General features: G+C 41.1%; 19 protein-coding genes and 1 tRNA gene. 4 read left to right on the top strand and 16 right to left on the bottom strand.

Annotated elements, in window-relative coordinates; all coding sequences use genetic code 11:
* Positions 1-227: 227 nt before the first annotated feature.
* The 6 genes from dnaK to lepB form a co-directional block, all read right to left on the bottom strand.
* Complete coding sequence (gene dnaK / locus CS898_RS08995) at positions 228-2,057, bottom strand: molecular chaperone DnaK (RefSeq protein WP_009430457.1); 1,830 nt, start codon at positions 2,055-2,057, stop codon at positions 228-230.
* A gap of 11 nt (positions 2,058-2,068) precedes the next feature.
* Positions 2,069-2,590, bottom strand: coding sequence for a nucleotide exchange factor GrpE (grpE, locus tag CS898_RS08990; protein ID WP_099208888.1), 522 nt, complete (start codon positions 2,588-2,590; stop codon positions 2,069-2,071).
* Positions 2,591-2,603: 13 nt separating this feature from the next.
* Positions 2,604-3,626 carry a heat-inducible transcriptional repressor HrcA gene (hrcA, locus tag CS898_RS08985; protein WP_009431963.1) on the bottom strand — a complete coding sequence of 341 codons (1,023 nt, stop codon included), beginning with the start codon at positions 3,624-3,626 and terminating at the stop codon, positions 2,604-2,606.
* A 148-nt stretch (positions 3,627-3,774) separates the two neighbouring features.
* Positions 3,775-4,905: a radical SAM family heme chaperone HemW gene (gene hemW / locus CS898_RS08980; RefSeq protein ID WP_099208887.1), complete on the bottom strand. Its 1,131-nt coding sequence runs from the start codon at positions 4,903-4,905 to the stop codon at positions 3,775-3,777.
* Positions 4,902-6,710, bottom strand: a complete 1,809-nt coding sequence (gene lepA / locus CS898_RS08975) for a translation elongation factor 4 (RefSeq protein WP_009431768.1) — start codon at positions 6,708-6,710, stop codon at positions 4,902-4,904. Before lepA ends, hemW begins: the two co-directional genes overlap by 4 nt.
* A gap of 19 nt (positions 6,711-6,729) precedes the next feature.
* Complete coding sequence (gene lepB, locus CS898_RS08970; RefSeq protein ID WP_099208886.1) at positions 6,730-7,245, bottom strand: signal peptidase I; 516 nt, start codon at positions 7,243-7,245, stop codon at positions 6,730-6,732.
* Between the two features lie 148 nt (positions 7,246-7,393).
* Between lepB and rpsT the strand changes: the two genes are divergently transcribed.
* Positions 7,394-7,651: a 30S ribosomal protein S20 gene (gene rpsT / locus CS898_RS08965; protein ID WP_099208885.1), complete on the top strand. Its 258-nt coding sequence runs from the start codon at positions 7,394-7,396 to the stop codon at positions 7,649-7,651.
* Between the two features lie 39 nt (positions 7,652-7,690).
* Here the strand turns inward: rpsT and holA are convergent, their stop codons facing one another.
* A complete protein-coding gene (holA, locus tag CS898_RS08960) occupies positions 7,691-8,689 on the bottom strand; it encodes a DNA polymerase III subunit delta (protein ID WP_099208884.1) in 999 nt (332 codons plus the stop codon).
* Positions 8,655-10,943 (bottom strand): DNA internalization-related competence protein ComEC/Rec2, encoded by a 2,289-nt coding sequence (locus CS898_RS08955; protein ID WP_099208883.1) that lies wholly within the window; start codon positions 10,941-10,943, stop codon positions 8,655-8,657. The genes holA and CS898_RS08955 overlap by 35 nt, the downstream gene beginning before the upstream one ends.
* A 58-nt stretch (positions 10,944-11,001) precedes the next feature.
* Here CS898_RS08955 and CS898_RS08950 point away from each other — a divergent pair, with 58 nt between their 5' ends.
* Positions 11,002-12,141: an alanine--tRNA ligase gene (locus tag CS898_RS08950; protein WP_099208882.1), complete on the top strand. Its 1,140-nt coding sequence runs from the start codon at positions 11,002-11,004 to the stop codon at positions 12,139-12,141.
* Positions 12,142-12,147: 6 nt separating this feature from the next.
* On the opposite strand, the gene thrB is transcribed toward CS898_RS08950, so the two are convergent.
* From thrB to proB, 4 genes are read right to left on the bottom strand one after another with little or no spacing between them, the layout of a single operon-like run.
* A complete protein-coding gene (thrB, locus tag CS898_RS08945) occupies positions 12,148-12,978 on the bottom strand; it encodes a homoserine kinase (RefSeq protein WP_099208881.1) in 831 nt (276 codons plus the stop codon).
* Entirely contained in the window at positions 12,975-14,432 is a 1,458-nt protein-coding gene (gene thrC, locus CS898_RS08940) for a threonine synthase (RefSeq protein WP_099208880.1), read from the bottom strand. The genes thrB and thrC overlap by 4 nt, the downstream gene beginning before the upstream one ends.
* The gene (locus CS898_RS08935) at positions 14,429-15,664 is read right to left on the bottom strand and encodes a glutamate-5-semialdehyde dehydrogenase (RefSeq protein WP_099208879.1); all 1,236 of its coding nucleotides are present in this window, start codon (positions 15,662-15,664) and stop codon (positions 14,429-14,431) included. The genes thrC and CS898_RS08935 overlap by 4 nt, the downstream gene beginning before the upstream one ends.
* On the bottom strand, positions 15,648-16,454 hold the full coding sequence (proB, locus tag CS898_RS08930; protein ID WP_099208878.1) for a glutamate 5-kinase: 807 nt from the start codon (positions 16,452-16,454) through the stop codon (positions 15,648-15,650). Before proB ends, CS898_RS08935 begins: the two co-directional genes overlap by 17 nt.
* A 171-nt stretch (positions 16,455-16,625) precedes the next feature.
* Here proB and CS898_RS10135 point away from each other — a divergent pair, with 171 nt between their 5' ends.
* Entirely contained in the window at positions 16,626-17,471 is an 846-nt protein-coding gene (locus CS898_RS10135; RefSeq protein WP_099208877.1) for a sulfide/dihydroorotate dehydrogenase-like FAD/NAD-binding protein, read from the top strand.
* Positions 17,461-18,849 carry an NADPH-dependent glutamate synthase gene (gene gltA, locus CS898_RS10130; RefSeq protein ID WP_306345829.1) on the top strand — a complete coding sequence of 463 codons (1,389 nt, stop codon included), beginning with the start codon at positions 17,461-17,463 and terminating at the stop codon, positions 18,847-18,849. The genes CS898_RS10135 and gltA overlap by 11 nt, the downstream gene beginning before the upstream one ends.
* A 191-nt stretch (positions 18,850-19,040) precedes the next feature.
* Here gltA and CS898_RS08915 read toward each other — a convergent pair whose 3' ends face one another.
* The 4 genes from CS898_RS08915 to CS898_RS08900 all read right to left on the bottom strand — a co-directional run bounded on the left by CS898_RS08915 (position 19,041) and on the right by CS898_RS08900 (position 21,637).
* On the bottom strand, positions 19,041-19,511 hold the full coding sequence (locus CS898_RS08915; protein ID WP_099208875.1) for a siphovirus Gp157 family protein: 471 nt from the start codon (positions 19,509-19,511) through the stop codon (positions 19,041-19,043).
* Positions 19,512-19,651: 140 nt separating this feature from the next.
* Positions 19,652-19,738 (bottom strand) — tRNA-Leu (locus CS898_RS08910).
* Between the two features lie 51 nt (positions 19,739-19,789).
* Positions 19,790-20,512, bottom strand: a complete 723-nt coding sequence (locus CS898_RS08905) for a TraX family protein (RefSeq protein ID WP_099208874.1) — start codon at positions 20,510-20,512, stop codon at positions 19,790-19,792.
* A gap of 9 nt (positions 20,513-20,521) precedes the next feature.
* Positions 20,522-21,637 (bottom strand): CapA family protein, encoded by a 1,116-nt coding sequence (locus CS898_RS08900; RefSeq protein ID WP_099208873.1) that lies wholly within the window; start codon positions 21,635-21,637, stop codon positions 20,522-20,524.
* Positions 21,638-21,754: the final 117 nt, after the last annotated feature.

Below are 21,754 nucleotides of genomic sequence, written 5' to 3'. Positions count from 1 at the left end.
TTTAAACAAAAAAGGCCGAGATTCACCCGGCCTTCAAGTTCTTTCTTTTATCATTATAGCATAAAATAGGTAGAATTTCCTCTTTTTCTTACTTTCCAAGGCAACTTGTTTTTTTTCGATCCCTTAAAAAAACCTATCCCCTAACCATGATAAAAAAGAAGGGCTCAAAATTGAGCCCCTCTTATCTTTGGCAACAGCCTATATATCTCATTAAAAGCTTGCTAGTCTTATTCTTGATCTTCGTCTTCGTCTACAACTTCATAGTCAGCATCGGTTACATTTTCTTCAGAACCGTCAGCTTCTCCAGGATTTCCTTGAGCCGCATTTTCTTGGTAGAGCTTTTCAGAAATTGCATAGAAGGCTTGAGTTAATTCTTCAGTTTTTGCTTTGATTGCATCAATATCGTCTGAATCTTTTACTTCTTTTAAGGCTGCGACAGCATCTTCAACCTTTTTCTTATCATCATCACCAATCTTACCTTCAACTTCTTTCAAGGTGTTTTCTGCTTGGTAAATCATAGAATCTGCATTGTTTTTCACTTCAATAGATTCTTTCTTCTTGCTATCTTCTTCTGCATACATTTCTGCTTCTTTAACCTTTTCTTCAATTTCTTGGTCTGTTAGGTTGGAAGAGGAAGTGATGGTAATGTGTTGTTCCTTTCCAGTTCCTAAATCCTTGGCAGAAACATTTACGATTCCGTTGGCATCAATATCAAAGGTAACTTCGATTTGAGGGATTCCTCGGCGAGCTGGCGCAATTCCATCAAGTTGGAAGCGGCCCAAGGTCACATTGTCTGCTGCCATTTGACGTTCCCCTTGAAGAACATGAATATCTACGCTGGTTTGGTTATCTGCAGCTGTTGTAAACACTTGAGATTTTTTTGTAGGAATTGTTGTATTTCTTTCAATTAAGCGTGTAGTAACCCCACCCATGGTTTCAAGGCCTAGAGACAAGGGAGTTACGTCAAGTAAAAGTAAGTCTTTTACATCTCCACTTAAAACTCCCCCTTGGATTGCAGCACCTAGGGCTACACATTCATCTGGGTTAATATCTTTTTGTGGGTCTTTGCCGATTAATTTTTTAACTGAATCTTGAACAGCAGGAATCCGGGTAGATCCACCAACAAGTAAGACCTTATCAATATCTCCTGCAGATAAACCAGCATCCTTTAAGGCTTCTTTAACTGGTCCTTCTGTTGCCTTTACAAGGTCTTTGGTTAAGTCATCAAACTTAGCCCGAGTTAGGTCCATATTTAAGTGAAGTGGACCTTCTGCTGTTGCAGTAATAAAGGGAAGGTTGATATTTGTAGACATGGTTGAAGATAATTCTTTTTTAGCCTTTTCAGCAGCTTCTTTTAGACGTTGAAGGCTCATCTTGTCAGCCTTTAAGTCAACATCGTGTTCCTTTTTAAAGGATTCAGCAATAAAGTCAATAACACGGTTATCAAAGTCATCCCCACCAAGTTTGTTGTTGCCTCGAGTTGCATGAACTTCAAAGACTCCATCAGATAATTCCAGGATGGACACGTCAAAAGTTCCTCCTCCAAGGTCAAAGACCATAACAGTTTGTGAATCTTGATCCTTGTCTTCTCCATAGGCCAAGGCAGCGGCTGTTGGTTCATTGACTATCCGTTTAACTTCTAGACCAGCAATTTTTCCTGCGTCTTTTGTAGCTTGTCTTTGGGCATCTGTAAAGTAAGCTGGAACAGTGATAACAGCATCAGTTACTTTTTCTCCCAGGTAGCTTTCAGCATCTGCTTTTAATTTTTGTAAGATCATAGCTGAAATTTCTTGAGGAGAGTATTTCTTGCCATCTATTTCTACACTGTAGTCACTTCCCATGTGTCTTTTAATAGAAGCAATTGTCCGGTCAGGATTTGTGATTGCTTGACGTTTTGCTGTTTCTCCAACCAGTCTTTCCCCATCTTTTGTAAAAGCCACTACTGAAGGTGTTGTACGGTTTCCTTCAATGTTTGGAATAATGATGGAATCTCCACCTTCCATAACAGCTACAGCTGAGTTTGTTGTTCCTAAATCAATACCAATAATTTTGCTCATAAATTTCCTCCTTATTGTGAAACTTTGACCATAGCAGGTCTTAATACTTCATCATTTATCATATAGCCCTTTTGAACGACATCGATAACAACTCCTTCTTCCACGCCCTCTTTTTCTTCTACTAAAACAGCGTGGTGACGGTTTGGATCAAACTTTTCGTTCAGAGCTTCCATAGGACATATATTGTTTTTCTTTAACAGGTCTAAAAGTTGCTGGTAGATCATTTCAACCCCTTCTTTAAAAGAGGAATCTTCATCAGAGTGGTCTAGAGCTCGCTCAAAATTGTCGATGACTCCCAATAAATCTAGAGCAACCTTTTTAACACCCAGAGCTAAAAAGTCTTTTTTTTCTTTTTCAACCCTTCTTTTATAGTTTGTAAAATCTGCTGTTAATCGAATGAGTTGGTCCTTATAGGAGTCTTCCTGGGCCTGAACTTCTGGATTTTCTTCTGAGCAATCCTCTTGGTCCAGGTCCTCCTCTAAAAGGTCCTCCTCTTGTAAATCTAAATCTTCATTTTTCTTTTCCTTCGCCATTTCATCACCTTCTCTACATTACTTGAATACTTTTAGAAAGATTCTTTGCAACAGTGCCGACTATATCTATAATCCAGGGATAATCCATGCGAACTGGCCCAATAACGCCAATTTGTCCAATGCGGTTACTATCAATAGCATAGGTCCCTGTTACTAGAGAATTTTCATGTAGAACTTCTTCTTTGTTTTCAGAGCCAATAATGACATGAACATCACCTAAATCTGTATCTTTAGGGAAGATTTCCACAATGTTTCTAGGATCTTCCATAAACCGAATTACATCTCTGGCCTTGCTGAAGTCTTGGAACTCTTCTAAGTCCAAAATACTTGTCAGCCCTTGGCTGTAGACGTCAACTTTTTCAACTTTTTCCGTTAAGTGGATGGCTAAATCTACAATGGCTGTAATCAGGCCCTTATATTCCACCATATCCCCTGTTAATTGGATATGAACAGAATCAAAGGAAGAGAAGTCAACACCACATAGGTTTTTGTTCAAGCTGTACTTTAGAGACTTTAAATCTTCCTCAGAAATTTTATTAGGCAACCTCAAAATGTTTTTCTCAACAATTCCCTGGTCACCAACTAGGATAACTAACAAAAATTTATCATGAATTGGCAACAATTCAATTTGCTTTAAGATTCGGTCTTGACGACTAGGGGCTAAAACAAAAGCCGGAAATCTAGTTATTTCATTCAGCAGTTTGGCCGTTTGACTCAAAAGTTCCTCTGTTGAATACATAGCTTTTTTTAGTAGGTCAACAATATAGAGCTTTTGATCTGAAGCAATGGCCCGCTTTTGATCCTTCCACTCCTCCACAAAAAAGCGGTAGGCTTTATCGGAAGGAATCCTCCCTGCAGAGGTGTGGGGCTTGTTTAAGTAACCCAAATCTTCTAAGTCACTCATTTCATTACGAATCGTAGCAGAACTCACTCCCAAGTCATATTCCTTTGAAATCTTTCTAGATCCTACAGGAATAGGGATTTCCAAGTAGGAGTGAATGATGGCATTTAATATTCTAATCTTTCGCTCATCCATCTTCTTCACCCTTTCTTATTAGCACTCAATTAAAGGGAGTGCCAAACCTTCTGTCTATATATTACTATGCTTTTGGCACTTTGTCAATAGGACTGCTAATCTTTTCTAAAATAATTTTCCTACGAAAAAAAGAGCTCCTAGGAGCTCTTTAAAAAGTTCGATAAAAATCTAATTCCACTTGGTTGGCCACATCCCGACCATATCTGGTAAGACGGTAGAAACCGTCCACTTCTTCTAGGCTTTGGGCTTGGATATTTTTTTCAATAGCTTTGGAAAAAACTTTTTTAAAGTCAATCCCATATCCTTCTTCAAGGTCTTTCACAGGTATTCCCCTATTGAGTCTTAGGGACAAGATAATTTTTTCCATAAGCCGGTCTCGATCACTTAGCTTTTCCCTTTGACTAATGGGCTTTTTGTCCAGGGCTAGGTCCTCCATATAGGAAGAAAGACAAGTCGTATTGGCCCAACGTTGGCTCTGGTAGCTTGAATGGGCACTTAGTCCCAAACCCAGGTAGTCCTGGACCTGCCAATAGGCTAAATTGTGACGACAGGGATTCTTCTTAGTAAAATTAGAAAGTTCGTATTGCCGGTAACCAAGTTCTGCCAGGCGGTCTTCAATGTAGTGGTCCATAAACCGATCCTCTTGGTCCTTGGGTAACTTTTTCAGGCCAGAGAGGACTTCTTCCCCCAAAGGAGTTCCCTCTTCCGGAATAAAACTATAATAGGAAAGATGGGTCAAGGCTAAACTTTGGATATAGTCTAGGTCCTTTTTTACATGATTCAAGTCCTGGCCAGGAAGACCAAAAATAAAATCTCCATTAATCTCTTCTATAGAAGACTTGGCCAATTGTTCTAGGCAAGCATCCACATCTTCCAAGGAATGAATTCGTCCCATTAGGTCCAAAAAATTCTTTTGTCCTGACTGGATTCCCATACTCACCCTATTTAGGCCCAGTTGATTTAAGGTTTGAAAATCCAAGTTTTTTCCTGATTCTGGATTGGCTTCCATGGTCCACTCCAAGTCTTTGGACAACTTAAAGGACTCTTGAATTTTTTCAAATAGAGGGACCAAACGTTCCTGACCCAAGACACTAGGAGTCCCTCCTCCTAGATAAATGGTTTGGATTTCTTGGTCCCTTAAATCTTCCTTATAAAGGTCTATTTCCTGGCCTAAGGCTCTTAGATAGTCATCCATGTCCTCTGTTTTACTAGTTGATGCAAAATCACAATAGACACATTTCTTCCGACAAAAAGGCAGATGGATATAAAGAGAAATCATGATTCTTCGTCATATTTAAGAACAGACAAGAAGGCTTCTTGGGGAATATCCACATTCCCAATAGACCGCATCCGTTTCTTTCCTTCTTTTTGTTTTTCCAAAAGTTTCTTCTTCCGAGAAATATCTCCTCCATAGCACTTGGACAAAACATCTTTTCTCAAAGCTCGGATGGTTTCTCTGGCTATAATCTTTGACCCAATGGCTGCCTGGATGGGAACGGCAAATTGGTGCCTTGGGATGGCTTCTGTCAGCCGCTCACATATTTTACGTCCTCGTTCATAGGCCTTGTCTTGGTGGACAATTAAGGAAAAGGCATCTACAACTTCTTGGTTGATAAGGATGTCCATCTTTACCAGGTCACTTTGTTGATAGCCCTTTAGGTCATAGTCAAAGGAAGCGTAGCCCCTGGTTTTCGACTTTAAGGCATCAAAAAAGTCATAGATGACTTCATTTAAGGGGAGGTCATAGGTGATTTGAGCCCTGGTTTCTTCCAGGTATTGCATGTCAATAAAAACCCCTCGACGGTTTTGACAAAGCTCCATAATGGCCCCTACATAGTCTGTTGGCGTCATAATTTCAGCCCGGACAATGGGCTCTTCCATGTATTCAATTTCAGAAGGGTCTGGAAGGTTGGATGGATTTTGAATTTCTAAGAGTTCGTGGTCTGTGGTCATGACATGGTAAATTACAGAGGGAGTTGTAGTAATTAGGTTGAGGTCAAACTCCCTTTCCAATCTTTCTTGGATAATTTCCATGTGTAAAAGTCCTAAAAATCCGCAACGGAAACCAAAGCCCAAGGCTGCTGAGGTCTCTGCCTCAAAGTCCAGGGCTGCATCGTTGACCTTTAATTTTTCCAAGGCATCACGGATTTCAGTATATTCTTCTCCCTCGGCTGGATAAATTCCACAGTAGACCATGGGAGAAACCTTCTTATATCCCTTTAAGGACTTGTCTGTAGGACGGTTTTTCAGGGTAATGGTATCCCCTACTTGGGCATCCCGAACTTCCTTGATACTGGCGGTTATATATCCAACATCTCCTGCACTCAACTGGTCTAGAGGAATGTGACCATTGGCATTGACTCCTACTTCTACCACTTCAAAGGATTTCTTAGTATTCATCATTTGAATGGTGTCCCCTACTTTAACCTGGCCATCAAAAATTCGAACATAACAAACGACCCCCTTGTAGGCGTCATAATTTGAATCAAAGATTAGAGCCTTTAAAGGAGCATCTTCATCTCCGTTAGGAGCTGGAACATCTCGGACAATGGCCTCTAGAACTTGGTCAATGTTTAAGCCTGTCTTGGCAGATACCCTAGGAGCATCTTCTGCCGGAAGACCAATAATGTCTTCAATCTCTTGAATCACCTCTTCGCAGCGCTGGCTGGGCAGGTCAATTTTATTTAAAATTGGAAGAATTTCTAGGTCTTCATCCAAGGCCAAATAGACATTGGCTAGGGTCTGGGCTTCTACACCTTGGGTAGCATCCACTACCAATAAGGCTCCTTCACAGGCCGCCATGGACCGAGAAACCTCATAGGAAAAATCCACATGGCCTGGTGTATCAATGAGGTTAAAGGTGTACTCATGTCCATCCTGAGCCTGGTAGATCAAACGAACAGCTTTTAGTTTTATTGTAATTCCCCGTTCCTTTTCCAAGTCCATACTATCCAGGACCTGTTGCTCCATTTCTCGCTTGGTCAGCATTCCTGTAGACTCAATTAAGCGATCAGCCAGGGTGCTTTTCCCATGGTCTATATGGGCAATAATGGAAAAGTTACGTATATAGTCTTGTCTTGCCATACTACTCCTATTCTATTTTTTATAATTTTCCAAATTTATTAAATGGAAAATATCGGAAAACAACAATTCCCTTAATGGCCTTTTTATGAACAGGTCCAAAGGCTCTAGAATCCATACTTTCTCCCGGCAAGCGGTTATCTCCCATGACAAAGTAATCATCTGGTCCCAGGGTCCAGGTATTTTCATTGTCCACTAGGGTCTCTGTCCCTTGGATATAGGGTTCATTAATTTCCTTCTCATTAACATAAACCCTGCCGTTGAGGATTTGAATCCTATCACCAGGTAGGCCAATCAACCGCTTAACGTACTTTTTCTTTTCAAAGGGGCTTTGAATAATGACAATTTGTCCAGGTTCTGGATCCTTGTAAAACAGGGGAAATACCAAGCTAATGACGTGGTCATTTTGGTGGAGGGTCGCCTCCATGCTAGGTCCCTTTACATTGGATGTATTAAAAATAAAATTTCTAATCACCAGGGCCAAGACAAAGGCCCCTGCAATGGTTATAAGCCAACTTTTTATCGATTCTTTATCCATACAAACCTCCTATTATCTAATAAGGTATTTTATCATATCCTGGCAAGTCCTTGCAATATAGGGACAAATTAGAATGTGAAAACTTCTTGCAAAAGCCCTCAAATCATGGTAGAATACAAAGAGTTTAAAAGTGCATGGAGGTGAAGATATGGCAAATATTAAATCAGCAATTAAACGTGTGGATATTGCTCGTAAAAATGAAGCTCGTAACCGTTCCTTAAATTCTGGGGTTAAAACTGCAATCCGCAAATTTAACGAAGCAATCCAAGCTGGAAATAAAAATGAAGCAAAAGACTTATTAAAAGTTGCCGATAAAAAAATTAAACTTGCTACTAAAAAAGGTGTTATGCACAAAAACAAAGCTGGGCGTACCCTTAGCAAAATGGCTAAAAGTTTAGCAAAATAAAAATAGAAGGCCCCGGCCTTCTATTTTTTATACTTGTTTTTAACTCATCATTTCTAAGATTTTTACTTCCACCAGGTATTGGTCAGGAATAGACAGGCTCTTAAGGTCTTGGTCCAAGGCAATGAGGGAATCTAGCATGTTTTTTAATTCTTCCAAGCGAAAGCGGCCTACCTCTTGGCAAAGCTTTTTGGCTACAAAGGGGTGGACCCCCATCCTTTGCCTTAGGGACTGTTCCTGGTAGCCTTGGTCCAGTAAAATTTTTGCCCGGTAGAGGTTTTCTACCTGACGGTTTAAAAGACCCACAATTTGATAACTGTCTATATTTTGATCTTTGAGACTTTGAATCGCTTCAAAGGTCTTTTTTATATTCTTGCTGACAAAGGCATCCGTTAGGGCAAATATACTCTTTTCTTTTTCATAGGAAATAAAGTAGTCAATATCTGCTTTTTCTATGGACCGTCCGGAACAGGCCTGTAAAATTTTCTCCCACTCCAACTTAACTTCCAATAAGCTCGTATTGTTTTGAAGATAGCCCATAAGGTCAATAAAGTATTGGAAGACCCCATAGGGAATCTCTCTTTTTTCTGAATCTTGTTTTTGGAGAAATTGTACCAATTCTCTCATTTTTAAAGGATTGCAGGGAATAACTTTTCCATGCTTTTGGATACTTTTGTAAACTTTTGTCCTCTTATCCAGGGCTTTTTTTGATTCAAGACAAAGAAGGACTGTCCCCTCTTGGATCTTTTCTAAATTATTAAAAAAATCCTTGGACAGGTTTTTACCATTGGTAAATTCTTCAATATCTTGGATAACCACAAGTTTTCTTGGACTCATCAAGGGTAGGGTCATCAAGGCGTCAATGACTCTATCCTCTGTTGCCTCTCCTTTAATGTAGACTACATTAAAGTCCTCTAAGTTTTGAGGAACCCATCTCTTGGCAAAGGTGCTAGCAATTTCTTCCATTAAAAATTTTTCTTCTCCGGACAATAATACCAGTTGATTTTTAGCAATTTCTTCTTCGATTTGTAAATAGTTCATGGTCTTTAAAAACCTTTCTTAATCCATACATATATCCATTTAAAACAAGAAGATAGGCCAGTACTTCATAGGTATTTAGGCCTCTTTCTTGTCCTGTCTGGGTCATTTCTTTGGTCCTTACATTGTAGAAAAGACACCCCCTATCCTTTAGAGAATAGGTTGCCACGCCATGACTTTTGAGTCGGTCCAAAACTTCTTGGTGGGGATGGCCAAAGGGATTGTTCTTCCCAGATGAAACCACGGCTATCTTAGGCTTGATTTGACTTAAGAATTTTTCTCCACTAGATGTTTTAGATCCATGGTGACCAACCTGGTAGACATCTGTGGGATAGGGCTTTAATCTTTCCTCCAGCTCTTTTTCTCCATCTCCTGTAAAGAGGATTCTTTGATTCTCCAGCTGGGCGTAAAAAACCAAGGACCGGTTATTTTCCTTATCCTCTAGGCTATTTCCTGCTAAAACATCCAAAGAAAGGTCTTGGTCTAAAGAATACTTGTAGCCAGCTTCCATGTAAGAAGTTGGAATATTTTCCCTCTCTAAAAATTCAGCCCAGGCTGGATAGATATGAGAAAAATGGACTTGTCCTATTTTAAAGTCCTTGGCTAAGTCTCGTAGGCCATCACAGTGGTCTTCATCCCAGTGACTAATGATAATATGGTCTATCTGCTTAACTCCCCTGGCCTTTAAAAAGGGAACTAGGTATTTTCTAGCAGGCCTGGATTTTTTGGCTCCCCCAGTATCCACCAGGCATATCTTGTTTTTACTTTTAATTAAACTGCTATCCCCCTGGCCTACATAGATAAAGTAGACTCCTTCTTCCCCGGCCTGGAAAAATCCTGTAAGAAGAAGGCCTAGGCTGAAAATAAGACAGCAGGAGCTAAAGAGTTTGCGAGGTCTTCCCCTTAACTTACTCCCGAAATAGGCAAGATAAGTCACTAGGTAAAAGAGAATTTGGGCTTCCAGGCTGGTCTTGCCAAATCTAAGTTTGATCTTACTAAAGACCATTAAAATTTGGTTTCCCAATAAGAGAAGGTCTGACAAGCTATTTAAAAGAAGGCTAAAAAGATAGGGATTGATACCCAAAAGCTGACCCAGACCATAGAGAAAACTTGCATTGATAAACAAACCATAAAAAGGCAGCAAGAGGATATTGGCCAAAATTTGGGCTAGGTTGATTTCAAATTGCATGGCCAATAAAAAGGGTAAAATTCCTAGATTTACAGCAATAGAGGCTGTAATCAATTGGAAAAAGCCTCCATTAAAGGGGTGGAAGGCCCTATCCAGATAGGGCTTGATAAAGATTAGGCTAAAATAGGCCCCATAGGAAAGATAAAAACCCATAGAGTAGAGATGGAGGGGAAAAATCAAAAGCTGGAGGCAGGCCGCAAAGACAAAAAGTTTTAAATAGTCAAACTTAATCGCTCTTCTTTCTCCAATTAGGCTAAAGAGAAGAAAAAATAAGACCCGAAATCCCCCGATAGATCCCCCGATAAATAAGAGATAGAGGATTGCGGATAGGTAGGCCAGGTCAAGAGCCCTCCTCCGAGGTAGAAAGCTCATTAAGACCCTCTTAACACTCCCGTACAAGAGGCCTATATGTAGTCCGGATATAGCCAGGATATGGGCTAGGCCCAGGTCTTTTAATTGGTCCGACCAAAAATTCCCCTCTTTCTTGGACAAGAGAACTTCTTGAAAAAGTTCTTTGGCCTGGGGATTTAATTCATTGTCCCTTAATTTCTGGCTAATCTTTTCCTGGACTTGGTAAAGAAAGTTTCCTGGCTTCAAAACCCTTACCAGGCTTCCATGCCCCTGGCCTTGGATTCCCCTTGACTTCAAATAGAGTGGATAGGATTCTGTGGACCAATCACTGGCTTCTTCCCTGGGCTGGACCTGACCTTGAAAAATAGCCTGGCTTCCAGCTAGGACATTTTTTTTACTATAAAAAAGAATCTTTGAAGATTTTTTATCCCCTAGTCTTAAAAGTAGTTGGTAGGAATTTTCCTTTTTTTCACTTGCTAGGACCTTGGCTTGAAAGGTTCCCTGGTAGGCCTCAAGACAAGTGGTATCCACCAAGGATGCCCTGGCAAAAAATAAGGCAAATAAAAGAAAACACCCTAAGGCCTTTTGCCTTGTCTGCCCATCTATATAGGGACGCAAATAGTAGGCCGCCATTGCCAAAACAGGCAATAAAATCAAAAAATTTTCATATTGAAAGCCTGTAAATAACCCCAGTAAAGAACTTATTAAATAGACCATATGCCCCTCCTACCATACCATTGTAGCCGAAACTGTGGTAAAATAAAAGTAGTAAAGGATGGATGAAAAAATGGATAAATTAGACTATACACCCTATCGTAAAACCCTTGACCTGGCCCTTCAAGCAAGGGAGGAAGAAAATACATATGCCGTTGAGGATACAATCTTTTTAGAAAGCACCCCCTACTATGACCAACAATTGGGACAAGTTGGCGGCGTCCAAGTTTTGGACTTGGAAAAATCCCCTAATGGCTATATCCTTCACCTAGCTGGACCAGCAAAAAATAACCTACAAAAAATTGACTGGCAAAAACGCCTGCGCTTTATGCAGCTCTCCCTGGGCCGGGTCCTTTATAGCTTGGCCTTTAACCACCTCTTAAATATTTCTACTTTAGACTACCATATCCATAACCAATATGGAAAAATTGTCTTAGATGCCCAGGATATTCCCTTCCGGTCCTTGGACCAAGTTGAAAGCCTAGTGAACTATACAGTTTTAGCCAACCTCCTAGTCCACCAAACAAAAATAGACAACGGAGTTTTGGTTCGGGTTGGAGACTATCCCCTACAAAAATCCATGGGTCCTCACCTGGTGCGAACTGGTGAGGTTGGTGAAAATCGAATTTTTAACTTGAAAAAAGTTGACCAAGGAATCGAAATTTCCTTTGTCAGTGGCCAATTGGCCCATGAAAACTACATGAATCTTGCCAAGACCATGGACAATTTGGCTCAAATCTTAAATTGTCCTGTAGACAAGGTTCCCAGCAAGGTCAAACAACTTCTTTTAAAAAAAGACCACTACCGATCTGAAGTAAAGAAGTCTGAAAAAAGCAAGCAAAATGACCTGGCCCAAAAACTCATGGCCCAAGCTTCTGACTTCAAGGGGGTTAAGGTTATCTATAAAAGCATAAGCGATATCCCTTTTAGCGATTTAAAAGAAGCCTCAGCCCAGATTATGGACCAGGATGATTATTTGCAATTGTATGGTCTACCCTCTTCTGACCTATCCCAATTTTTAATTTGTCTGTCTAAAAACCGCAACGAAGACTTAAAGGAAATCTACGACCGTTTGAAAGATGCCTATAAGCTGGAGGGCGGTGGAAACTATCTAAGAGTCCAAGGAAATGTTCAAACAAAATATCTACCCGAACTTATGGAGAAGTTTTTAATCCGCTTTCAAGCAAAAATAAAGCAGTAGGAAAACCTACTGCTTTATTTTTTTTACTCCTTCTCCATCCACAGATACTTCTAAGATTTGAACCCCTTCCTGGGCTATTTCTTTCAAATCTTGGAGGATGGATTCTTTCGAAATCATCAAACTGGTGGACCCGGCTCCGGAAATATGGACACAGGCCTTGTCTTTTAAAGATTCTTTCAAGTCTAAAAAATAGGGAATATATTTTGCACGATATTGTTCATGTAAGCGGTCTTGGGAAGCCACTTTTAAGAGGTCAAAGTCCCCTTTTTCAAAGGCTTCAATTAAAAAAGGTAGGTGGGACAGGTTAAAGATGGCATCCTCCATGGGAACTTTTTTTGGAAGTAGGTCTCGGGCTACATCGGTTAAGAGTTCATCTTGAGGAATTAATAAGGTAAAGACCATGTTGGAAGAGACGGAAACTTTTTTATAATAAAGTCCTCCATCCCGCATAGCATAAACCAGCCCCCCAAAAAGAGCCGGGGCTACATTGTCTGGATGGCCTTCCATCTCTGTTGCAATCTCTAAAAGCTGGTCTTGGCCTAGACCCAATTTGCCCAATTCATTGGCTGCAGTAATTCCTGCAACAATACATGCTGCGCTAGATCCCAAACCCCTGGACCTTGGAATGTCTCCATAAAAATTAAAGTTTGCTGCTAGAGGATCTTTTCCTACATAGGCAAAAGTTTTGACATAAGCATCATAAACCAGGTGTCCCTTTTTCAAGTTACTTTCCCTATCCTCTTCCACTTCCAAGTATTGGTAGAGGGATAGGGCCAAACCGATTGTATCAAATCCAGGCCCCAGGTTAGCTGAAGTTGCTGGAATCCTTAGTTTCATTCTCCATCTCCTATTTTTCCCACAATTTTTTTCATATCTTGATAAGAAATAAGCTCTTCTGGCTTTTGTTCCTTGACCCAAAGGTCCTTAATTACAGAGGGAACTTCCTTGCCGGTAAGGTCTTCCAAATGGTCAATGGCTTCCTTGTCCGTCCAATCCCCTTCTTCTCCCAGGGCCTGTAAAACGGTATGGGGAAACTTATAGGGGCTGGCTGTAGATAAGATCAAGGCATGTCTTTGAGGGGCAAAATCTCTTTGGTATTTTTGATAGCAAAGGCTGGCCACAGCTGTATGGGGATCCATAAGATAATTTTTTTCCCTATACATGCGACGGATTTCTTCTTGAACTTCTTCTTCTTGGGCAAAGTATCCATGCCAAGAGGCCATCTTGTCTTTCAAATCTTGGTCCAATTCATAACGTCCCTTTTGGACTAGGTCTTCTTGTAGGTCTTTGACCCTCTTGGCATCCCCAGTTAAAAAGTAGAGGAAGCGTTCAACATTGCTGGATACCAGGATGTCCATTGAAGGAGAGCTGGTTTTGAAAAAAGGCCTATTGATGTCATAGACTCCTGCCTCTAAAAAATCAGATAGGACATTGTTTTTATTGGAGGCACAAATAAAGTCTCCCAAGGGTAGGCCCATCTTTTGAGCCAAATAACCAGCTAAAATATTGCCAAAGTTCCCTGTGGGAACGACGACATCCAGTTTATCTCCATAGGTCAAGGTGCCTTTTTTAACCAATTGTAAATAAGCATAAATATAGTAGATGGATTGGGGCAAGAGCCGACCAATATTGATGGAATTAGCTGAAGAGAGGTGGACTTGGTTTTTTTCTAGATGACTTTTTAGATCCTGGTCTAGAAAAAGTTCCTTGACCCCCCTTTGGGCATCATCAAAATTTCCTTGGATAGCAAGACTATGGGTGTTGTCCCCTTCTTGGGTAGCCATTTGAAGGTATTGGATTTCGCTGACCCCTTGGTGGGGATAAAAAACTACAATATCAATTCCTTCAACATTCTTAAAACCCTCCATGGCAGCCTTGCCAGTATCTCCTGAAGTAGCTGTAAGAATCAAAAGTTTCTCCTTGGATGCCTCTTTCATAAACTGGGGTAAAAGGGCCAGGGCAAAGTCCTTAAAGGCCGCTGTTTGGCCATGGTACAATTCCAAAACACTAAAGTCTTCTTCCTGGTGGAGACCAATTAGGTTTTCCTTAAAAAAAGAGTTTTTATAGCCTTGAAGGACGCATGATTTGATTTTATCTCGGTCCTCGGGGTCGACAAAGAGACTCAAAACCTCTACTGCCAGGTCCCGATAATCCAGGTCTATATAGTCATGAAAGTCTATGGTCGGAAGCTCTTCCGGAACATATAAGCCCCCATCTGGTGCCAGTCCTTGAAGGACTCCCTGCCAAAAAGTCTTTTTTTCTTGATTTCCTCTTGTGCTAATATAGTTCATTTTCTCACTTGTCCATTTCCATAAATAATATACTTATAAGAGGTTAATTCTTCCAAACCAACAGGCCCTCGAGCATGAATCTTTTGGGTTGAAATTCCCATTTCAGCCCCCATACCGAATTGACCTCCATCGGTAAAACGACTGGAAGCATTTACATAAACACAGGCTGAATCTACTTTTTGTAAGAATTTTTGACTGTTTTCATAACTGTTGGTAATAATGACTTCGCTGTGGCCGGTGGAATATTTGTTGATGTGGTCAATGGCCTGGTCTACAGAATCTACAAACTTGCAAGAACATTCCATGGCCAGGTACTCCCTACCCCAATCCTCTTCTGTTGCTTCTTCAGCATCTAAAAGCTGACAAGTTCCTGGGTCTCCGTGAACCTTAATTCCATGCTTTTCCTGAATTTCCTTAAAGGCTCTTAAAAAGTCTGCCCCTATTTTTTTATGGACCAAGAGACTTTCCATGGCATTACATACACCAATTCTTTGGGTTTTGGCATTCTCCACAATATTCAGGGCCATATCCAAATCGGCTGTTTCATCTATATAAATATGACAGTTTCCTTCTCCCGTTTGTAGGACCGGGACCTTGGCCTGGTCTATACAGGCCCGAATCAAGGAAGCAGACCCTCTGGGGATCAAAAGGTCCACATAGCCCACAGCCTCCATCAGGGCCTTGGAACTTTCCCGGGTGGGGTCGTCAACGAATTGGACAAAATTTGGGTCCAAATTCTTGTCTTCTAGGGTTTTTCTTAAAATCTCCACCAACTTCCGATTGGAGTGGATGGCCTCCTTGCCTCCTCTTAACAAAAGAGCATTGCCACTTTTAAAGGTCAGAGCTGCACAATCTACTGTCACATTGGGTCTTGCCTCGTAAATAATGGCAATCACTCCAATGGGGACCCGCATTTTTCCTATTCTCAGACCATTTTCATTTTCAACCATCTTGTCCACTGATCCAATAGGATCTTCCAAACCGGCTACAACCTTTAAGCCATCAATCATTCCCTGGATTCGGTCTTCGTTTAAACGCAAACGGTCCATGAGACCAGGGTTTAAGGCAATTTCTTCCCCATAGGCCAAGTCTTTTTCATTGGCTTCAATAATTTCTTCTCGTCTAGCCCAAAGGTCTTGGCCCCAGGCCTGGAGAATTTCATTCTTTTCTCTGCTTGATAAGTCTCTTAACTTAGTCGCTGCTTTTTTTGCATTTTTAAACAAGTCCAGCATTTTTCCCTCCTACAAATAAGGTTCCTACATCCTCTCCAGCAATAATTTTACGGATAACTGATAGGTCCTGACTGTTGGCAATAACCATATCAATTCCCCGTTCCATACAGAGCTTAGCTGCATCCAACTTGGTAATCATGCCTCCTGTGCCGGCAGATGAAATGGCATTGCCCGCCATCTTGTAGAGGTCCTCATCCACTTTTTCTACCAAAGACAGGCGCTTGGCCTGGGGATTGGTCTTAGGATTGGAATTATAGAGTCCGTCAATATCTGACAGCAGGATTAAAAGGTCAGCTTGGATAATCCGAGCCACCACTGCAGACAGTTTGTCGTTGTCCCCAAATTCAATTTCTAAGGTGGATATTGCATCATTTTCATTGATGATTGGCACTACATTCAAATTAAAAAGTTCATCAAAGGCATTTTTTACATTGACCCCCATGGTGGTATTTTCTTCAATCATTCGGGTCAATAAAAGTTGGGCCACCTGGTAGTTGTAGTTGTGAAAACTTCGAGCATAGGTGTTCATTAGGGCCACTTGGCCTACTGCTGAGGCTGCCTGCTTTCTAGGTGTATCCTTGGGCTTTTCACTCAGTAGCATCCGGTGGGCTCCTGCAAAGATGGCTCCAGAAGAAACCAGGGCCACCTCAATACCCTTATTTCTCAAATTAGCACACTCCCAAGCCAACTGGTCTATTTTTTCTAAATTAATTTCCCCAGTTTCATGGGTAATGGACGATGAGCCTACTTTAATAACAAGTCGTTTTATATTGTTAAAATTTGTATTCATACTTCCCCCTAAACTTTATCCTATTATAGCAAAGATTATTTAATAAGAAAAGAAAAGCCCACTTTGACTTTCTATAAGCTTATTTTCAAATAAATTTATACAAAAGCCCCATTATCGGTTATAATAGAATACGTTCATTAAAGAATTTAAGATCACTTTAAGGAGTTTTTCATGTTTGAGATTATAAAGAAAAAAACTCTAGCAGCTAATATTGTAGCCTTTGATGTCTTAGCACCTCGGGTGGCCAAAGCGGCCCTTCCGGGACAATTTGTCATCATCATTGCAGACCAGTATGCTGAAAGAGTTCCACTTACCATTACAGACTATAACCGAGAAAAGGGAACCGTCCAGGTTGTAATCCAAGCCCTGGGACCTTCAACCCAAAAGATCAACCTCTTTAATGAAAGAGATAGTTTCCACAGTTTTGTTGGTCCCTTGGGCCAAGCCAGTGAGTTTGTCCATATGGATTTGGAGGACTTGAAAAAGAAAAAATATCTTTTTGTTGGTGGAGGTCTAGGGGCTGCCCCTGTCTACCCCCAAGTAAAGTGGCTCCACGATCATGGGGTTGCCAGCCAAGTCATTATCGGTAGCAAGTCCAAGGACCTGGTTATTTTGGAAGAAGAAATGAAACAAGTGGCCGAAAAAGTCTATATCGCTACAGATGATGGGTCCCAAGGTTTCAAGGGCCTAGTTACCGACTGCCTAGAGGACCTGGTAAAAAAAGGCAACCACTATGACCACTGCGTAGCTATTGGTCCCATGGTTATGATGAAATATGTATCTCTTTTAACCAAAAAATTAAGGATTCCTACAACGGTGAGTTTAAACCCTATTATGGTAGATGGTACGGGCATGTGTGGTGCCTGCCGGTGTACAGTAGCTGGCAAAACAAAATTCGCCTGTGTCCATGGACCGGAATTCGACGGTCACCAAGTAGACTTTGATGAAGCCATGAAGAGGCAGGCTCAATACGCCGATGTGGAAAAATTAAAAGGAGTTGATGGCTATGGACAATAAATCTCAACGTTTCCAAAAAATTCCTGTTGCAGAATTGGACCCCGAGGTTCGTAAAAATAACTTTCAAGAAGTCTGCCTGGGTTATACTAAGGACGAAGCCATCAAAGAAGCCCATCGTTGCCTCCAATGTAAGGTTCCCCGTTGTCGGAAGGGATGTCCTGTGTCCATTGATATTCCTAAGTTTATCTACGGCATAGCCAATGAAAATTTCAAAGAGGCCATTGAAAGCCTGTGGGAAGATACTTCCCTACCAGCTATTTGCGGTCGGGTTTGTCCCCAAGAAAAACAGTGCGAAAAATATTGTGTCTTGACCAACCGTGGAGACAGCGTATCCATCGGTAAGTTGGAACGTTTTGCTGCAGACTATGCCCGAGACCAGGGTTGGCGTTTAGAGGGAAAAAAACCAGCCAACGGCCATAAAGTTGCCATCGTCGGTGGTGGCCCCGGAGGTTTAACCTGTGCCGGTGAACTAGTCAAAGAAGGCTTCGAAGTGCATGTTTTTGAAGCCCTCCAAAGACTGGGTGGAGTTTTAATCTATGGGATTCCTTCCTTTCGCCTACCAGACAATGTCGTTGAAGCTGAGGTGGAAAATTTAAAGGCCCTGGGAGTCCATTTTGAAACCAATGTAATTATTGGCCGAACTGTAACCATTGACCAATTAAAAGAAGAAGGTTTTGAAGCTTTCTTTGTCAGTTCAGGTGCCGGCCTTCCCAAGTTCTTAAATATTCCCGGCGAAAATTTAAATGGTGTTTTTTCAGCCAATGAATTTTTAACCCGGGCCAACCTTATGCGGGCCAATGACCAAAACTATGATACTCCTATTAAGCTAGGAAAAAAAGTTTCTGTCATTGGCGGAGGCAATGTTGCCATGGATGCTGCCCGGGTGGCTAAACGCTTGGGCTCCGATGTAACCATTGTCTACCGTCGTGACCAAGATAGCCTGCCCGCTCGAGCCGAAGAAGTCCACCATGCCATTGAAGAAGGCATCCACTTTGCCTACCTAACCAACCCCAAGGAAATTTTGGGCAATGACCAGGGTTGGGTTGAGGCCATGAAGTGTATCAAAATGGAGTTGGGTCAACCAGATGCCAGTGGTCGCCGTCGACCCTCCCCTATAGAAGGATCTGAGTTTATCCTGGAAACCGACTCAGTGATTATGGCCCTGGGAACCAGCCCTAACCCCTTAATTGCCATGACCACAGAGGGCCTTGAAATAGAAGATTGGGGTGGTATCGTAGTAGAAGAAATGGGTCAAACTTCCAGAGAAGAAGTTTTTGCTGGAGGAGATGCCGTTACAGGAGCCGCCACTGTCATCTTGGCTATGAGTTCTGGTAAGATTGGTGCCCAAGGTATTAAAAATTATTTACTTAAAGAATAAAATAAGCATGAGATAAAAAAACTTCCTGCATTTAGCAGGAAGTTTTTTCGTTAAATCATTTCGTTAAATCAATAGTTCATCAAGATGTTTAAGAAGGTTTTCAATTTATTCTTAACTCTTATAGGACTATTATATATTAATTGATATTATTTATCAATAGACTTTTTAAAATTTTTTTACTTTTTTTCCTTTTAGCGAATTCTTAAACTTTCTCCTTGAACCAGCTCTGCCGCTTCTGGATAAAGACCTTTTTTCACCGCTTCTTTTAAGTCCTGTTTATTTAATTTCCGCTCAAGCTTAAAATACTCGTCCGGAATTTTACTTTCGTCTAAAATCTTTAAAGAGGGTGCATTTTTTTGGATGGAAAAAGAAAATAATCTTGTTTTGAATTTTCGCTTGTTAACATCCTTCATGGCCTCTTCAAGATAGGACTTTAAGTTCTTCATCCTATTTTCTACTCTCTGTTTTTTTAAGGTCATCCGTTCAATTTCTTCCTTATAGGCTTCTGCTTCGGCATTCAAGTCCCTTAAAACCTTGGCAATATTTTCAGCCTTAGTTTCAATGGCGTCATTGATATTTTTCAAGTGGACTTGAAGGTCTTCTTCCTCTAGGTCTAAATCCAATAAATTTTGATAAATTTCCGTTAGCTCATATAAGTTCATCATTTCCCCCCTATTTTATTACTTATAGCCCCTACAATAGATCTTACTCTATGTAAAAGGACGTAAAGATAAAATCTTTACGTCCTTTTTAATGTATATTTTACGCCATTTGTAAAGATAGGTAAAAATACTATTTTATGTGGTGCAGAAGAAGGGATTTGAACCCTCACAATGTCTCCATCACAGGATTCTGAGTCCTGCGCGTCTGCCAGTTCCGCCACTTCTGCAAGAGATACATTATAGTATACTCCTTTTTTTGCCAATCGTAAAGGTAAAAATCAGAAAGAATTTCCTCCATAGATAAAATAGCGCAAAAGGCAAAGAATTAAAAGATGGGCTGGATAAAAGGCATAAAAGAAATACTTAGGCAGGCCTAGGTCCCCCCTCTTTCCATTATAAAAATAAATAGGAAGACAGGCTGACATCCCCCAAAATCCCTCGAAATAAAAGCCAGCCAGGGTTGCTGGTAGGCGGTAAATCTTTTTATAGGGATGGACCAAGCCAAATAAGAGGATGGCCAGGTAGCCCCTTAGGTCGTAGTCTGCCTGGAAATAATAGGCTGCTAGTCCCAAGACCACTAGGCCCAAAACCTTTAAATACTTGTTCAGCCCTTCCTTATACATGACCCATAAAGCCATAAAACCCAAGGCCAGGGTAAAGAACACATTTTGAGAAAAATTTGCTAAGACTTCATGATTAAATAAAAGGTCAAAGGGAATTTCAGATAAGATGCCAAAAATACAAAGGTCCCGAAACATCCTCTTCCGATTTCTGGTATGGAAAAACCCCTCTACCAAGAGGAAGCAAAAGATAGGAAAGGCCCAACGACCCAGGTTCCTCCCCATATCGTAGACCTTCCAGACATCTAACCCCATAATTTGAGGATTATCTTGATAAAGATAGATTGGTTCCACCAGGGCCACCGTAGCATGGTCTATAAGCATGGAAAGCATGGCCAACCATTTTAAACTGCTTCCTGTAAGTCCATCGTGTTTATTCATCTGGTCTCCTTAATATTTTGTCGTGTCTTCTAATACTTGTTGGTAGAGTTCTTGACTTCTAGCCAGGTCTTCTTGAGATATTCCTGGAATTTTTCCATCCATAATATCCTGGCAGGCAGCTACTTGGGCCAAGCCTTGTCTTCGAACAACCATGGTTGCTATTTCTTTTAAGCCAATAACTCGGGTTTTTTCCCTCTTACTCAGGGTTAATTCCAGGGCCAGGCCCCCCTCAACCCTCTTGGTATTTTGGAAGGCTCGTTTTTGATTGGATAGGCTGTTTCCCAAAGAATAGGCAATAAATTTTCCATCATTTCGTCTTTCCAGACCTTGGACCACATGAGGGTGAGACCCGATAATAGCATCCGCCCCATAAGAGAGGATTTCATTGGCCATGGTCTTGATTTGGTCACTGGGCCCTTGGGCATACTCTGTTCCCCAATGAGGTAAAACAATTAAATAATCACACTGGGGCCTTATCTTATCAATATCTGCCTTGACTTGGTCCAGGTTCAGGGGAGAAATTAAGTAGGGCTCATTTTTTGCCAAGCCATCCAGACCATTAAAGATTTGAGAATAGGCCAGAAAGCCTACTTGAATTCCATTAATGTCTACAAGAATTCCTTTTTTATCTGGATCCTTATAGGTCCCAAATTGGTAAAGCCCCTTTTCCTGGCAAAGGTCTATGAGCTTCTTGGCTCCATCCACTCCTCCGTCCAGGCAATGGTTATTGGCTGTAGATAGGGCATCAAAACCATTGAGCTTTAAGGCATCTATGGTCTCATGGGGGGCTCGAAACATGGGATAGGAGTGGGTTTGTCCATCAAAAGATACAGACCCCTCATAATTGGCCAGGGCAAAATCTGCCCCTTGAATATAGGGTTCCATGAGTTCATAGTGGCTTCGAAATTGTGTTGGATTTTCATTCCTGGCTAGATTTTTATAAACAGGATAGTGATAAATCACATCTCCTACAAAAAATAGGCGGGCAATTTGTGCTTCCTTGACTTCTTCCTGGTTCAGGTCGGCTTGTTCCTGGGCTTGTATATTTTCCCCAGGGCCCACCTGCTGGCAGGCACAGAGGAAAATTACAAGGAGTAAGACCAAGGACTGGTGGATTTTTTTCATCTATTTCTTCCTTTCCTTTATCTTTTTCAATTCTCTTACTCCCTATTATACTAGAGCCAGAAGAATTTTCCACCATAAAAAAATCCCCGGTAGCAGCTGGCTACCAGGGACTTGAAC

Source organism: Urinicoccus timonensis (genome assembly GCF_900232945.1).
GTDB lineage: Bacteria > Bacillota > Clostridia > Tissierellales > Peptoniphilaceae > Urinicoccus > Urinicoccus timonensis.
The sequence above is the reverse complement of the archived record's forward strand: the minus strand, read 5'-3'. Positions and strand labels throughout refer to the sequence as shown.